Origin of the sequence: Paraglaciecola mesophila, from assembly GCF_009906955.1 — a bacterium.
GTDB lineage: Bacteria > Pseudomonadota > Gammaproteobacteria > Enterobacterales > Alteromonadaceae > Paraglaciecola > Paraglaciecola mesophila_A.
This window is the reverse complement of sequence record NZ_CP047656.1, coordinates 4,604,377-4,618,672: the sequence shown is the minus strand read 5'-3', so window position 1 is coordinate 4,618,672 and position 14,296 is coordinate 4,604,377. Positions and strand designations below refer to the sequence as shown.

General features: G+C 43.9%; 12 protein-coding genes, 2 tRNA genes and 1 pseudogene. 6 read left to right on the top strand and 9 right to left on the bottom strand.

Annotated elements, in window-relative coordinates:
- The first annotated feature begins 44 nt into the window (after positions 1 to 44).
- From FX988_RS19760 to FX988_RS19745, 4 genes are read left to right on the top strand one after another with little or no spacing between them, the layout of a single operon-like run.
- Positions 45 to 1,652: a carboxyl transferase domain-containing protein gene (locus tag FX988_RS19760; RefSeq protein ID WP_160181794.1), complete on the top strand. Its 1,608-nt coding sequence runs from the start codon at positions 45 to 47 to the stop codon at positions 1,650 to 1,652.
- 12 nt (positions 1,653 to 1,664) lie between these two features.
- Entirely contained in the window at positions 1,665 to 2,486 is an 822-nt protein-coding gene (locus FX988_RS19755) for an enoyl-CoA hydratase/isomerase family protein (RefSeq protein WP_160181793.1), read from the top strand.
- On the top strand, positions 2,483 to 4,510 hold the full coding sequence (locus FX988_RS19750; RefSeq protein WP_160181792.1) for an acetyl/propionyl/methylcrotonyl-CoA carboxylase subunit alpha: 2,028 nt from the start codon (positions 2,483 to 2,485) through the stop codon (positions 4,508 to 4,510). Before FX988_RS19755 ends, FX988_RS19750 begins: the two co-directional genes overlap by 4 nt.
- Positions 4,507 to 5,424 (top strand): hydroxymethylglutaryl-CoA lyase, encoded by a 918-nt coding sequence (locus FX988_RS19745; RefSeq protein WP_160181791.1) that lies wholly within the window; start codon positions 4,507 to 4,509, stop codon positions 5,422 to 5,424. The genes FX988_RS19750 and FX988_RS19745 overlap by 4 nt, the downstream gene beginning before the upstream one ends.
- Before the next feature lie 300 nt (positions 5,425 to 5,724).
- Here the strand turns inward: FX988_RS19745 and FX988_RS19740 are convergent, their stop codons facing one another.
- Together FX988_RS19740 and FX988_RS19735 are read right to left on the bottom strand one after the other, a co-directional pair.
- Positions 5,725 to 6,135, bottom strand: a complete 411-nt coding sequence (locus tag FX988_RS19740) for a hypothetical protein (RefSeq protein ID WP_160181790.1) — start codon at positions 6,133 to 6,135, stop codon at positions 5,725 to 5,727.
- A gap of 141 nt (positions 6,136 to 6,276) precedes the next feature.
- Positions 6,277 to 6,813 carry an SRPBCC family protein gene (locus tag FX988_RS19735; protein WP_160181789.1) on the bottom strand — a complete coding sequence of 179 codons (537 nt, stop codon included), beginning with the start codon at positions 6,811 to 6,813 and terminating at the stop codon, positions 6,277 to 6,279.
- Between the two features lie 451 nt (positions 6,814 to 7,264).
- On the opposite strand from FX988_RS19735, the gene glgC reads away from it, so the two are divergent.
- Positions 7,265 to 8,527 (top strand): glucose-1-phosphate adenylyltransferase, encoded by a 1,263-nt coding sequence (glgC, locus tag FX988_RS19730; RefSeq protein ID WP_160181788.1) that lies wholly within the window; start codon positions 7,265 to 7,267, stop codon positions 8,525 to 8,527.
- A gap of 55 nt (positions 8,528 to 8,582) precedes the next feature.
- Here the strand turns inward: glgC and FX988_RS19725 are convergent, their stop codons facing one another.
- Positions 8,583 to 9,407, bottom strand: a complete 825-nt coding sequence (locus FX988_RS19725) for an alpha/beta fold hydrolase (protein ID WP_160181787.1) — start codon at positions 9,405 to 9,407, stop codon at positions 8,583 to 8,585.
- 23 nt (positions 9,408 to 9,430) lie between these two features.
- Positions 9,431 to 9,758 (bottom strand): annotated as a pseudogene (locus FX988_RS21790) (MFS transporter); the annotation flags it as partial.
- A gap of 341 nt (positions 9,759 to 10,099) precedes the next feature.
- Between FX988_RS21790 and FX988_RS19715 the strand changes: the two are divergent.
- On the top strand, positions 10,100 to 10,912 hold the full coding sequence (locus FX988_RS19715; protein ID WP_160181786.1) for an acyl-CoA thioesterase: 813 nt from the start codon (positions 10,100 to 10,102) through the stop codon (positions 10,910 to 10,912).
- A gap of 93 nt (positions 10,913 to 11,005) precedes the next feature.
- On the opposite strand, the gene FX988_RS19710 is transcribed toward FX988_RS19715, so the two are convergent.
- From FX988_RS19710 to pal, 5 genes are all read right to left on the bottom strand, one after another.
- A complete protein-coding gene (locus FX988_RS19710; protein ID WP_160182242.1) occupies positions 11,006 to 11,851 on the bottom strand; it encodes an HDOD domain-containing protein in 846 nt (281 codons plus the stop codon).
- A gap of 658 nt (positions 11,852 to 12,509) precedes the next feature.
- Positions 12,510 to 12,585 (bottom strand) — tRNA-Lys (locus FX988_RS19705).
- A gap of 35 nt (positions 12,586 to 12,620) precedes the next feature.
- A tRNA-Lys gene (locus tag FX988_RS19700) sits at positions 12,621 to 12,696 on the bottom strand.
- 241 nt (positions 12,697 to 12,937) lie between these two features.
- Positions 12,938 to 13,690, bottom strand: a complete 753-nt coding sequence (gene ybgF, locus FX988_RS19695; protein ID WP_160181785.1) for a tol-pal system protein YbgF — start codon at positions 13,688 to 13,690, stop codon at positions 12,938 to 12,940.
- Positions 13,691 to 13,701: 11 nt separating this feature from the next.
- The gene (gene pal, locus FX988_RS19690) at positions 13,702 to 14,259 is read right to left on the bottom strand and encodes a peptidoglycan-associated lipoprotein Pal (RefSeq protein ID WP_160181784.1); all 558 of its coding nucleotides are present in this window, start codon (positions 14,257 to 14,259) and stop codon (positions 13,702 to 13,704) included.
- Between the last annotated feature and the right edge of the window lie 37 nt (positions 14,260 to 14,296).

Below are 14,296 nucleotides of genomic sequence, written 5' to 3'. Positions count from 1 at the left end.
TGGGCCATCAACGATTTTGATGGCCATTAATTTGGAGCAACATCATGCCCCGTATCCTGAGTAAAATAAATTCTAAAACCCAAGAGTTTGCAGATAATGCTGCGCATATGCAGGCGCAAATAGACGATCTCAATGAAAAAATATCCCTGATAAAACAAGGGGGGGGCGAAAAAGCGAACAAACGCCACACCGACCGCGGTAAATTACTGCCACGGGAACGGATTAACGAACTCCTCGATGCAGGTTCCCCATTTCTGGAAATATCACAACTCGCCGCATGGGAAGTGTATGACGACTTTGTGCCTAGTGCTGGTGTTATTGCAGGTATAGGCCGCGTTTCTGGCATCGAGTGTATGATTGTTGCTAACGATGCAACCGTAAAAGGCGGCACTTATTACCCGCTAACGGTGAAAAAGCATTTACGCGCACAAACCATCGCCGAACAAAACAACTTGCCATGCATATACTTGGTGGATTCGGGTGGCGCAAACTTACCTCGCCAAGATGACGTGTTTCCTGACCGAGAACATTTCGGTCGTATTTTTTTCAACCAAGCCAATATGTCAGCACAGAACATCCCGCAAATCGCGGTGGTCATGGGTAGCTGCACCGCAGGTGGCGCATACGTGCCAGCGATGGCGGATGAATCCATCATAGTGAAAAACCAAGGCACTATATTTCTCGGCGGGCCCCCTCTTGTAAAAGCGGCAACCGGTGAAGTCGTCAGCGCTGAAGAATTAGGCGGTGGAGACGTGCATTGCAGAACCTCTGGTGTGGTGGATCATTTAGCCAATAATGACCAACATGCTTTGCATATCGCGCGAGACGCGATCACACGCTTAAATCGAACCAAGCCTTTATCACTTGATGTAAAACCCAGTGTCGAGCCGCTTTACCCCAAAGAAGATATTTACGGCATCATCCCTAAGGATACCCGCCAACCTTACGATGTTCGCGAAGTCATTGCCCGTGTGGTTGATGGCTCTGAATTCGACGAGTTTAAGGCCCTGTATGGCAACACACTTATTTGCGGGTTTGCACGTATTTTCGGCTATCCTGTCGGCATTATTGCGAATAATGGGATTTTATTCAGTGAATCCGCACAAAAAGGAGCGCATTTCATCGAGCTTTGTGCTCAGCGTAAAATCCCCCTTGTCTTCTTGCAAAATATCACCGGTTTCATGGTTGGTAAACAATACGAAGCAGGCGGTATCGCCAAACATGGCGCCAAAATGGTAACCGCCGTCGCCTGTGCCAAAGTACCAAAATTTACCGTGCTTATTGGCGGCAGTTTCGGTGCCGGCAACTACGGAATGTGTGGAAGAGCTTACGACCCTCGATTTATGTTTATGTGGCCAAATGCTCGAATTTCGGTGATGGGAGGTGAACAAGCTGCAGGTGTTCTATCTCAAGTTAAACGCGAACAGAAAGAGCGCGTAGGAGAAAGCTGGAGCGCAGAAGAAGAGCAACAGTTCAAGCAGCCCATCGTCGAGAAGTACGAACATCAAGGACATCCCTACTATGCTTCAGCCCGCTTATGGGATGACGGCGTGATTGATCCAGCGGATACGCGCATGGTTCTAGGACTGAGTATTTCGGCGAGCTTAAATAAACCCATTGAGGACACCCAATTTGGCGTGTTCAGAATGTAAGGGGGCATGAATATGGACAATACGACAAGCCAAAATGATAATGCAATGAACGAACATGTCATCAGCGAGGTAGACGAACGTGGTGTTGCCACCGTCACCCTAAACCGGCCTGAAGTACATAACGCCTTTGATGATGTACTTATCAGCTCACTCACACAGACGTTCGCCCGCTTAGGGGAGGATGACTCTGTTCGAGCGGTCATTCTAGCATCTACAGGTAAAAGCTTTTGCGCTGGGGCTGACCTTAATTGGATGAAACGTATGGCCGGGTATTCCTACGAACAAAACCTCGAAGATGCAAATGCCTTAGCAAATATGTTGCACATTCTAAACACGCTTCCCAAACCGACTATCGCGCGCGTTCAAGGAGCCGCATTTGGCGGTGCTGTGGGCCTAGTGGCCTGCTGCGACATGGCAATAGGGAGTAAAATGAGCAAGTTTTGCTTAAGTGAAGTCAAACTCGGCTTAATACCCGCGACGATTAGCCCATATGTTATTCAGGCAATAGGCGTGAGAAACGCGCGTCGATACTTCACAACGGCTGAGGTCTTTTCTTCGCGCCGTGCAAGGCGCATCGGGCTGCTTAGTGAGAGTGTGACCGAAGAAGAGCTAGACAGCACCATAGAGTCATTGCTTGAACATATTTTGAGAAATGGACCAAACGCCGTTACGGCCGCCAAACAATTAATCGCTGACGTGGCTAATCGTGTTCCTGATGACGCGCTTAGAAATATGACCAGTGAACGCATCGCCAACACGCGGGTATCATCTGAAGGCCAAGAAGGCCTAGGTGCCTTTTTACAAAAACGTCGACCTAATTGGTATATCTCATGATTAAAAAACTACTTATCGCCAATCGTGGCGAAATTTGCTGCCGTATAATCAACACTGCTAAGCGTATGGGTATCCAAACCGTTGCTCTTTATTCAGATGCCGACAAAAATGCATTGCATGTCAAAATGGCTGATGAAGCAATACATATTGGTCCCTCCCCTTCCAATCAGAGTTATTTAAAAATTGAGAAAGTTATTGCAGCAGCAAAAACCACGGGGGCTGATGCGATTCACCCCGGTTACGGCTTTCTTTCTGAGAATGCTGAATTTGCCAAAGCCTGCGCTGACAACAGAATTATATTTGTAGGCCCTCCCATTGAAGCGATTGAAGCAATGGGCTCTAAATCGGCTGCTAAACACATCATGGAGCAAGCCAACGTTCCTTTGGTACCAGGCTACCACGGTGAAGACCAATCTGCTGCGCTTATCAAGCAGCATGCGGATGAAATGGGTTATCCAGTTCTGCTCAAGGCAGCCGCAGGTGGTGGCGGTAAAGGTATGCGTCAAGTATGGAGTGCAGACGAATTTGATGCTGCTTTGGCTGCGGCAAAACGCGAAGCTATGTCTAGCTTTAATGATGACATCATGTTGGTTGAAAAATATTTGACCCAACCACGCCATGTAGAAGTACAAGTATTCTGTGATCATCACGGCAACGGTGTGCATGTTTTTGAACGGGACTGCTCTGTGCAAAGACGTCATCAAAAAGTGGTTGAAGAGGCTCCCGCTTTTAAAATGGCCCCTGAACTGCGGGCCGCGATGGGAGACGCTGCGCTAAAAGCGGCTCAAGCTATCAATTACGTCGGTGCAGGCACAGTAGAGTTTTTGCTGGATAAAGATGGCAGTTTTTATTTCATGGAAATGAATACCCGTTTGCAAGTCGAGCACCCTGTCAGTGAGATGATTTCTGGGCAAGACTTAGTGGAATGGCAACTGCGCGTAGCCGCCAATGAAGTACTGCCTAAAACACAGGATGAATTGCACATTAATGGGCATGCCTTTGAGGCTAGGATCTACGCAGAAGACCCAGACAACGAATTCTTACCGGCGACAGGCACTTTACACCTATTAGAAACGCCGCAAGAGTCTAAACATGTGCGCATTGACAGTGGGGTTGTTCAGGGTGATGAGGTGTCGGTATATTATGACCCTATGATCGCAAAGTTAGTCGTGTGGGATACAGATCGTGAACGTGCACTCGCTCGTTTAAGTCAGTCACTGGCCGAATACCGCATTGATGGTGTGACAACCAACATCGCCTTTTTACGTAAATTAATTGATACCCAAGCGTTTAAAGACGAAGACATAGATACGCGCTTCATCGAAAAGCATCACGATGAAATTTTTCAACAAGATAATCAAAATAATACACATCAGTTGTTGAATCTGGCTATGTATTTATCGCTACAAGAGCGCGCGATAAGCACACCAAACAATCAAGATACTCAATCTCCATGGGGGAACGTAAATGATTGGCGCCCTAATGAACAATATCAACGCAAATATACTCTGTTGTTAAACAATCAAAGCCATGACGTTCAGGTGGAAAGAAAAACATGCGACAACGACGCCACAACGCCCTTTGGTACATTTGTTATTACGTTCGCCGAAAAGACATATCACTGTGAAGGCCGACTAACAGGCAATCGTTTGCTCGCCACGATTAACGGCCATAGTGAAAGCGTGACTATTAACAAAATTGAGCACGATTACGCCGTTTTCCATACCCAAGGCATGGTTAAATTTACCCATATACAAAAAGACCTAGGCGCAGCTGACGAAGACGACCAGCACAGTGCGTTTGTGGCGCCGATGAACGGCACAGTCGTCGCTCTTTTAGTGGAACCTAATCAAAAGGTTACAAAAGGCCAAACCTTAATGATAATGGAAGCCATGAAAATGGAACATGCCATTAAAGCCACGCAGAATGGCACGGTTCAGGAGTTTTTCTACCAAACCGGGGAATTGGTTGATGGAGGTGCGGCATTACTCGACTTTATGGTCGATGAGGAAGTGTCATCATGATAAGTGGATTACCGGCACAAGTAAAAATTGTTGAAGTAGGGCCACGTGATGGATTGCAAAATGAAAAATCACATATAGATAAATCCACCAAAGTCGCCCTAGTCGATGCCCTAGCAAAAGCTGGGGTCACTATGATTGAGACAGGTAGCTTTGTTTCTCCTAAGTGGGTGCCACAAATGGCTGATTCAGCCCAGGTCTTTGCCGCCATTAATCGGTTAGATAAAGTGACCTATAGTGCTTTAACGCCAAACTTGAAGGGGTTTGAAGCGGCTATGCAAGCAAGCGCTGATGAAGTGGCTATTTTTGCCTCGGCCTCTGAAGCCTTTTCGCAAAAAAATATCAATTGCTCAATCGCTGAGAGTATTGAACGTTTTGCACCTGTGATTGACGCAGCGAAAGCGCAAGGAATAAGAGTGCGTGGATATGTATCATGCGTGCTAGGTTGCCCATACGAGGGAGAAATAGCGCCCGAGAGCGTAGCACAGGTCGCTAAAACGCTATTTGATATGGGTTGCTATGAGATTTCCTTGGGCGACACAATAGGTGTAGGCACGCCCTTAGCGACGCTGACGATGCTCAATGCTGTGTGTAACGTTATACCAAAATCAGCCGTTGCTGTGCATTTTCATGACACTTACGGACAAGCACTAGCTAATATTTTGGTCGCTCTGCAATTGGGTATAAATGTTATTGATAGTGCGGTGGCTGGACTCGGTGGCTGCCCATATGCTCAAGGTGCATCAGGAAACGTAGCCACCGAGGATGTTGTATATATGCTGAACGGAATGGGCATTTCAACAGGAATCGATTTAACCATGCTGGCAGCCGCTGGGCGGCAAGTTTGCGCACAATTAGGAACCGTTCCAGCCTCGAAAGTAGCAAACGTATATGCAACTAAGTCCTCAAACGAATAATACCATTCCACGTTAATAGGTGATCACTCAGCGAGAGTTTAAAAGGGCTTAAACAAGGCGCATGACTGAATGAATAGTGGTTCTCTTTCGAAGTCATGCAACGCAGTGTAAGCCCTTTTAAAACTCGCCTGCAAGGAATGCCCCAGCGGCTTTTGCTCTGCGCTCTCACTATTTGAAAGGGAACAACCATCACTACATAGCGACGCCTTAATCAAAAACCGCTGGACGCATTCTGAGACGGTCACTTATTAATGCGGATTGGTATAAACACTTAGCCAACAGCCGAAACGTGCAGATAATTCAGCTCGTTGCTTGAATTATCTGCTGTATAAGCCACCATTTCGCTTGTTCTTTATTAGGAAAGAATCGGTAATTTTCACCTGCACTGTCAAATATTTCCCCAAGATGACGTTTTGAAAATTCCGGTGTGTTCGACTCGTCAACGACCAGAGCGGTTGCCACACGCCCTAGTGACTTTTGTTCGCAAATAGCTTTCGACAATACGGCTGCGGCATCTGGTACGTAAATAGGATCCCCATGAAGTACGACTAACGCTCCCCACGGGCTAGCACTAAGTATCTCGAGTAAAGGTGCCATCTGAGTTTCAGATTCCACAACGGACTCTAAATTCCACGGCCCGCAGCCCTCAACCAGTAATATATTCTCTTCTACATCAAGCTCCACACTACCATGCGTAGGAAATCGACTCATATACATCCTTAAATCAATATCTCATCGTACGGTTTACTTAGAATTGTCAGGGAATAGGCCTATTAGCCTTCACCTATATCAATATTAACGTTTCCTACTAACTGTCACCTCATGTCGTCCAATTAGCAAGTTCTTTTACCGTCACATGGCCTGAAATTCAGTTTCAGATATCACTTTGAGATTTTCTAGACCCATTTGCAAATCTGCTCCTATCATTCTATCCATAAAAAACGCAACATAGTGCAATAAGGGATTAGCACCTACATCACCATAATCATGCCATATCACAACAGTCTCGCCTTCTTTCTCTCTGAGGGTTAACTCTCCGGTTGAGCCGACACCCATTTCAGGAAATGTCAGGGTATAAATAAAACGTTGGTTCTCTTCTATCGCAACAGTTTCCATTTCGCCATTGCCTTGCGTTTCACTTTGCCAGCTTGATTTCATACCGACAGCGGAGACAGGACCTTCGTAAACCACTTTCATATCAGGGTCACGCTCAAACCAGACGCCCCAATGTTGCCATTTCCTCAGGTCTTTCACATGGTTGAAAATGATTTCTGCGGGAGCTTCAATTCTGACCGTGCGCACCACCTTGAATTCAGATGGCAGCAACCACCCAACCAAAATAAAAAACAATGCGACAACGACAACCCCTAACCCAATTTTTTTCAACATGTCTCGTTCCTCATTCGCTGCCCGTCACTTTCTATAACATTTTAATAACGTTTTACCATAAATCACACGCAAAATCGTACATAAAACAAACAATTAATTTAAGTTAATCAAAAATATGCCATAACTCACACCTACAAAGCGAGAAGAAAAACACCCTATTGAACAAAATAAAAATCGCCCATTCCTATATGAAATCGAGCGTTCTGAAGCGACTTTGCGTTAAAAGAAGCCAAACTGTTTATTTATTGAACAATTAAATTATTCTAAGTCTTATTACGTTATTAATATGTAAAAAATGCATGTTAAATCAGATAGAAGCAAATTGAATTTAAAGCTAGCCCATGCCACACTGAGTTTCACAGTCTTTGAAAGCGTAAATTTACGAATTTGAAATTGTGTTTTCTGCGCAACCAGAACGTCAAAATATCAAATAAGAATGGAGTCAATTGTTATGTCCAATCCAAGTCCACGTTATATTAGCAACCTGACCCGAGATACTTACGCGCTGATTTTAGCCGGCGGTAGAGGGTCACGCCTACATGAGCTGACCGACTGGCGGGCTAAACCTGCTCTCTACTTTGGAGGTAAGTTTAGAATTATCGACTTTCCACTGTCTAACTGTGTCAACTCTGGAATCAAGCGAATTGGTGTTGTCACGCAATACAAATCTCACTCGTTGATACGACATCTAGTTAGAGGCTGGGGTCACTTCAAAAAGGAGCTGGGTGAATCCGTTGAAATACTGCCCGCATCTCAACGCTCGTCGGATAATTGGTACGAAGGTACAGCCGATGCAGTCTTTCAAAATATCGATATTATTCGAGACGAAATTCCAAAATATGTCATGATTTTATCGGGCGACCATATTTACAGTATGGACTATGCAAATATACTCGCTCATCACGTTGAATCCGGGGCAAAGATGACAGTGAGCTGTATGCCTGTGCCCATCGAGGAAGCAGCCGGTGCTTTTGGTGTGATGTCCGTAGATGAAGATTACCGTATTTTAGGCTTTGAGGAAAAGCCTGAACATCCAACGCCCTTACCTAACGACCCTACTCGTTGTCTTGCGTCTATGGGCAATTACATTTTTGATACCGATTTTTTGTTTGAACATTTGAAGCGCGACTCTGAAAATGAAGGTTCAGAGCGTGATTTTGGCAAAGATATCATCCCATCAATTATTAAAGACCATCCAGTTTATGCTTACCCCTTTTCCAACGAAGATGGTGAGGTATCTTATTGGCGTGATGTGGGCACTTTAGACTCCTTCTGGTTAGCGAATATGGAACTAGTGTCACCAGAGCCACCGTTAAACCTTTATGACAAAAAGTGGCCTATTTGGACTTATCAAGAACAACTTCCCCCCGCTAAATTTGTTTGGGAAGAATATAACCGTTGTGGTGCAGCAATCGACTCTGTCGTCAGTGGAGGTTGTATTATATCGGGTGCAACGGTACGTAAGAGCTTATGTTTCTCTAATGTTCACGTACATTCATACAGTGAAATTGAAGAGTCAGTACTGCTACCTGACGTTGAAATAAAACGAAATTGTAAAATCAAAAAAGCAATTATCGATCGCGGATGCATTGTGCCTGAAGGAACTGTGATCGGACATGATCATGATGAAGACAAAGCGAGAGGCTTTAGAGTGACAGACAAAGGTGTGGTATTGGTCACCCGCGAAATGCTCGGCCTCAAAGTCGGTATCTAAATCAAAAGATTATTTAGTGCGATAAAAAACCAGACCCAGTCTGGTTTTTTTGTGCCTATAGAGTTGTAGGCATTGGGACATCGTGACGCCACGCGTCAATGGTTTGATTTATAAGCTGAGCCGTCTCTACTGGGGACTCTAAAGGAAACATATGCCCACCGTCGAATACTTTATGTATTAAATTATTGGCTTTGATAAACGGACGTATTCGCCGCTCAGTGCAAACTTGCGTGTGCTTGCCCGTAACCAATAAAGCTGGACAGGCCAATTTTCCATAATAGCGATATATATCATGGGGAATATTTCTGAATATACTGGCTTCTACTTCCGGTTTGAAATGCAGGTGGCGATATTGTTCTTGCTCAACTGTCGCGCTGCTCACGTAGTCGCGAATGCAATCACTGTCTATATTCTTAAAAAGCGCACGCGACTGGAAATAAGCAACAAGATCCTCATCTTTACTCCATTGACGACAGCGGTTTACTGTTTTTCCTGCTGGGGTTATCTTGTCGATTAAGGGGGTCGCCTTCGCACCTCTAAAAAACACTCGAGTTAATCCCGTTATCATCGGCGGGTCTAACATAATAAGTCCATCAAATAATTCAGGCCGTAAGCAAGCTGCCATATAGGACACCACACCACCAAACGAATGCCCTATGGCGTAAACAGGTTTATCTTGTGTTAATTCGATGTTCTCAATTAACTCTTGGGTTTGATTGCCCCAATTTTTTGAAATAGGAAACCGATTATTATGTCCAAACTTTTCTATCGCCGAAACATGGAAGTCATCATTTAGCGCACTAAATAATTTACGATAACTTCCTGCTGGGAAGCCATTTGCATGAGCAAAATGTATATTCACATCACTACTTTTTACCAACTTATTCTCCTTTGCATATCTTGAACTGAATGAGATGGAGGACTTTCTCCCGCTTCGCCAATTCCCACCCCCTCCCTTGCAATCGCAAGCTGGGTATACGTCGTTGCCATGCCAAACAATGCAGTAAAGCCACTGCATAATGTAAGAGAAATAACCACTATGTTAACCCATTAAACCGGCTGTAACGATCAGCTAGCCATACGATAGAAATACCTACAACAGCATAAAGAACAGCAAAATAGAGGCCTTCCCCCCAAGCTGAGCATCCTTTAGACCTAAATCAGTCTTGATAAAAGGGGATAAAATATCGAAGATTTGTCGCTCAATAAAATTGAATGCGTAAACTAACATCAGGATCGTCAAGACATAGATGCGGTAAGGTTTACTTACCCAATCAAATCTTCTTGATAAGTCGTATCACTGATATTCGTCGTCATTCAATGTCCTTAAAAGTAACGGCTTCTCAGATTTCACAGCGTCCATACTAATCTTGTCAGTGTCTAAATAACAAGCCAATTTACTACAATTATGTTGACTTTATGTTTTATAACAACAACTTATACACATTAATAATGCAGGCGAATTATTCTTTTGTTTATCTAGAATGTTAGAATTTTTACGTGTTAGAATGGCCCGAATAGACATCCGACCAGTTTCGCAGAGATGCGAACCTTACATGAGTAACTGGATTTATGCACATTGACGACCTTATCGAAGCGACAAACCACTACATCAACAGTGACGAACTAGACAGAGCTCAACTTAGTATTCCAAAAGAGTGGGCTCAAGGACGTACGGCATACGGAGGCCTAACGGGTGCATTAGTATATAGCGCAATACGCCAAAAAGTAGGCCAAGATCGCGTACTTCGCTCATTTACCTGTAACTTCGTCGGTCCGGTTGTTACCGAAACAGACTTTGGTATCGAGGTCGAGGTATTGCGTGAAGGCAAAAATGTGACTCAGGTGACTGGCAAGGCAATCCAGAATGGAAACGTCTGCGTTATGGTACAAGCTGCATTTGGTGTTTCAAGAGAATCTAAAATTGAAGTGCTAAATACTGATCGCCACACAATGCGCGCACCAACTAAAGCTGATTTTTTGCCACAAATTCCCAAAATCACACCTAAGTTTTTACGTCATATCGACTTGGCTCGTCAAGCAGGTGGTCTACCCTTTACCGGCAGTAAAGAAAGTAAAATAGATGGTTGGATGCGCTACACTAAACCACCTAAGGCACTAACAGACGCCCACCTTATCGCGCTTATCGATGGGTGGCCCCCCACAACCTTACAAATGCTTAAGTGGCCAGCTCCAGCAAGCACCATGAGCTGGAATATAGAGTTCGTCTACCCACACTACACCTTTTCCCCTAAAGATTGGTTCGCTTATCAGGTTCGCACGCGCCAAGCGACTGATGGCTATGCCCAAACAGAAGCAAATATATGGGATCCTAGTGGCCGACTAATTGCCATCAGCCGACAAACAATCGCTGTATTTGACTAATTCAGCAAAGAGGGCTTTTTAGAGACTAAAAGAGCGCACAAATGCGCTCTTATTAATTCACACAATAACCCAGAGCAAACGAATTGCTCAGAGCTAATATATACTAAACGTTGACGGACTAAAAATAGCCAAGGTGCTAATTAACTGCATGTTCGTAAAATCAAGCCCCGCCTCGATCGCTTCTTCATCTAAATTAAGCCCTTCATATTGCTCAGGCTTAATATTATCCATTCTACTGTATATTTCACCATACACATTATTCAGCGCTAAATTAGCAGCCAACTGGAGTATTTTTTCTTCATGGCTCTGTGCTTCATGTAATGACGCATGCTGGTGCGCTATTGGGCCATAGATCTCACTAGGGATCCCCCACAACCTAAGTAGCTCTGAACTTATTTCTGCGTAGGTCACCCCTAAATGTTCGGTCTGCAAGGTAACGGGACAGTTTTGCGCGGTAAACGAGCTACACTTAGCGGCGATATCCGGCTCTATCTGCAACACGGCTAATTCGCCAATATTGTGTAATAAACCACAAACAAACATTTTGTCTGGATTTTTGGCTGAGGTCTCTTGAGCGATGTACTTTGCTAACAAACCGCAGCTCACCCCAAGCTCCCAGAAAACACTAAAATCAACCTCTCCCTCATTTATGTCTTTAAATGCGTGTGAGATGCCATAGGCGAGTACTAAATCATAAACAGAGTCCGTCCCTATGACTTGAATTGCTTTGCTAACCGTAGTGATCACAGTAGGGAATTTGTATAAAGCACTGTTGGCAATCTTCAGAATCTGCGCTGCAACTGCAGGATCGTAATTAATCACCTCTGCTACTTCGTTTATAGAAGCACTGCCATCATCAATAAGCTGCTTAATTTTTGTGACTGAATCAGGCAATACAAACAAATCACCTGCTTTTTCGGCATACTCAAGAGCATTCATACGCACGTATATCCTTAATAAGATTGTGGAACAGTGTAAGCCATCGCATTCCTAGTATTCAACATTAAAACACCTTAAAGGACGATAGGAGAAATGAAGAATAGTCTTGAGGTAAATTAATTGCCATCTAAAAACACCCTTTTCTTATACTAATACCAATTCCATTAAATAATTAACCACTCAGCGAAAATTTAAAAGGACTTAATCAAGGCGCTTAAATGAAGTAATAGTGGTGCTCTTTCGAGTTTGAGCAACACAGAGTAAGTCCTTTTAAAATTCGCCCGAAGGGAATTCTCCAGCGGGTTTTGCACTACGTTCTCGGTATTTGAAAGGGAACAACCATTACTACACACCGACGCCTTGTTCAAAACCCGCTGGATGAATTCTGAGAGGCCAATTATTTAATGGAATTGGTATAAAGTAGTAAGCATGTGATTACATTACGCAAAATTGAATAAGATTTCCAATTGTGATTAATATCAGTTCCATTGAATAATGGCTGAGCGGTTAATTATTTATTGGAATTGGTATAACAAGAATAGTCAGATTATTTAAAGCGTGATGACACTGCCAGTTAGAATAAGAATCTAAAGGGATAGAAATGAAAAACTGATTAAAGGTAAAAACGTTGAAATGGGGAGAAATAAAAAAGATTAGATGGTGGGTCGTGCTGGATTCGAACCAGCGACCAATTGATTAAAAGTCAACTGCTCTACCAACTGAGCTAACGACCCATCTAATTGTAACGCTTTGAACTGCTTGATTTAATTGGTGGGTCGTGCTGGATTCGAACCAGCGACCAATTGATTAAAAGTCAACTGCTCTACCAACTGAGCTAACGACCCATCAAATTAAATCTAACTGCCTAGCAATAAAGGAAAATATATACCTTCCTTGCTTTGCAACTCGTCTCTCGGTGACGAGGGCGCATATAATACTGAATTCGAAATTTCATGCAACCTTAAATTACGCTTTATTTTCATAAATCGTATCGTTTGCTTGAAAAGCATACAATGCGAGGGTTTCGCGGTTATTTTTCAATCTAAATAGAGGTGAAAAATTCAAATACTATGCGTGAGCCGCTAATTATTTAACGGCGTTTAACTTAATTTCTGCCAATTTTCGCGCTGAAGAATTAGGATACTCAGCAACAACTTTTTTCCACAATTGTTCTGCTCGCGCAATATTTGAGCGCTCTTGCTCACAAATACCTAACTTGAGCATCGCATCTGCCCGTTTCGAGGAATCAGGAAATTGCGTAATCAAGGTATCGAACTGATTAGCAGCCGCAGCCCAATCCTGTTTATTAAACAATAATTGCCCAAGCCAATAATGTGCATTTGACGCATAACTAGAGTTCGGGAAGTTCTGTAAGAACGATTGAAACTCAGGGATCGCATCATCGTAAAGCTTATCTTTTAAGATAAGATTGACCGCTTTATCGTAAGCTTGATCTTCATTTAAGCTAGTTGGAGCGGCCTGACTAGACTGATTGGCCTGGCTTAGGTCTCCAGAGCTCTGAGCTGCTCCAGGTGTCATCACAGCTGCGATACGTTTATCAATTTCTAAGTACAGTTCCCGCTGACGCTCTAAGATCCGCTCTAATTGATAATTATGCTTTTCAATACTGCCACGCAACTCATTCACTTCATTCTGAAGCAAATCGAGCTGCTCCTGAACCCTGTGTTGCTGGGCGGTACGCGTATTAAAAAGACGTTCGAGGGTGGTTAAACGTGACTCAGTACTGCCACTGCTTACATCCGCTACAGGCGCAGGAGCCGCATTTACTGCGGCCCCAAATATCGCTGTTAGAGTAAGCGCAAGAATGCGTTTATTCATAAATCCAACTTTTATTGATATACAAGAACACCACGACGGTTTTCAGCAAATGCAGCTGTGGTACCTGAAGTATCGATAGGCTTTTCTTCACCGTAAGACACAACTGACACTTGTGAGGCACTCACGCCAGCATTCATAAGGTATGTCTCTACAGATTTGGCACGACGCTCACCCAATGCAATATTATATTCAGGTGTGCCACGACTATCACAATGCCCTTCAATCACCACTGATTGCCCTGGGTTTTTCACCAAAAATGCAGCATGTTGGTCAAGCAAAGCATAATACTTCGAACCTACACTGGAACGGTCAAAATCAAAATAAACAACCTGATCTTCCATCAATGCGCTTTTCTCTTTTTGCATGACTTCTTCAGGAGACAACATAGGCTTCATATTGCCTGCTTGCACTTTTGCTTCTTCCGCTTTGCGATCCGCTTCGGCTTGCGCCGCAGCTACACGGTTACGCTCCGCTGCTAGCTCTTCTTCGCTAGGACCAGACGAACAAGCAACCATTGTCACGATTGGAAGTGCAAGTGTGATGCCTTTGAATATTTTGCTAAGTTGCATTTTCTAATTCCTTATTATTATCAAATTTATAAATAGG

Bases quoted from the DNA above. Each gene is read 5' to 3' on its own strand.
- FX988_RS19735 (WP_160181789.1), bottom strand. From the start codon at position 6,813: ATGTTGAAAAAAATTGGGTTAGGGGTTGTCGTTGTCGCATTGTTTTTT.
- FX988_RS19715 (WP_160181786.1), top strand. From the start codon at position 10,100: ATGCACATTGACGACCTTATCGAAGCGACAAACCACTACATCAACAGT.
- glgC (WP_160181788.1), top strand. From the start codon at position 7,265: ATGTCCAATCCAAGTCCACGTTATATTAGCAACCTGACCCGAGATACT.
- FX988_RS19740 (WP_160181790.1), bottom strand. From the start codon at position 6,135: ATGAGTCGATTTCCTACGCATGGTAGTGTGGAGCTTGATGTAGAAGAG.
- FX988_RS19755 (WP_160181793.1), top strand. From the start codon at position 1,665: ATGGACAATACGACAAGCCAAAATGATAATGCAATGAACGAACATGTC.
- FX988_RS19745 (WP_160181791.1), top strand. From the start codon at position 4,507: ATGATAAGTGGATTACCGGCACAAGTAAAAATTGTTGAAGTAGGGCCA.
- FX988_RS19760 (WP_160181794.1), top strand. From the start codon at position 45: ATGCCCCGTATCCTGAGTAAAATAAATTCTAAAACCCAAGAGTTTGCA.
- FX988_RS19710 (WP_160182242.1), bottom strand. From the start codon at position 11,851: ATGAATGCTCTTGAGTATGCCGAAAAAGCAGGTGATTTGTTTGTATTG.
- ybgF (WP_160181785.1), bottom strand. From the start codon at position 13,690: ATGAATAAACGCATTCTTGCGCTTACTCTAACAGCGATATTTGGGGCC.
- pal (WP_160181784.1), bottom strand. From the start codon at position 14,259: ATGCAACTTAGCAAAATATTCAAAGGCATCACACTTGCACTTCCAATC.
- FX988_RS19750 (WP_160181792.1), top strand. From the start codon at position 2,483: ATGATTAAAAAACTACTTATCGCCAATCGTGGCGAAATTTGCTGCCGT.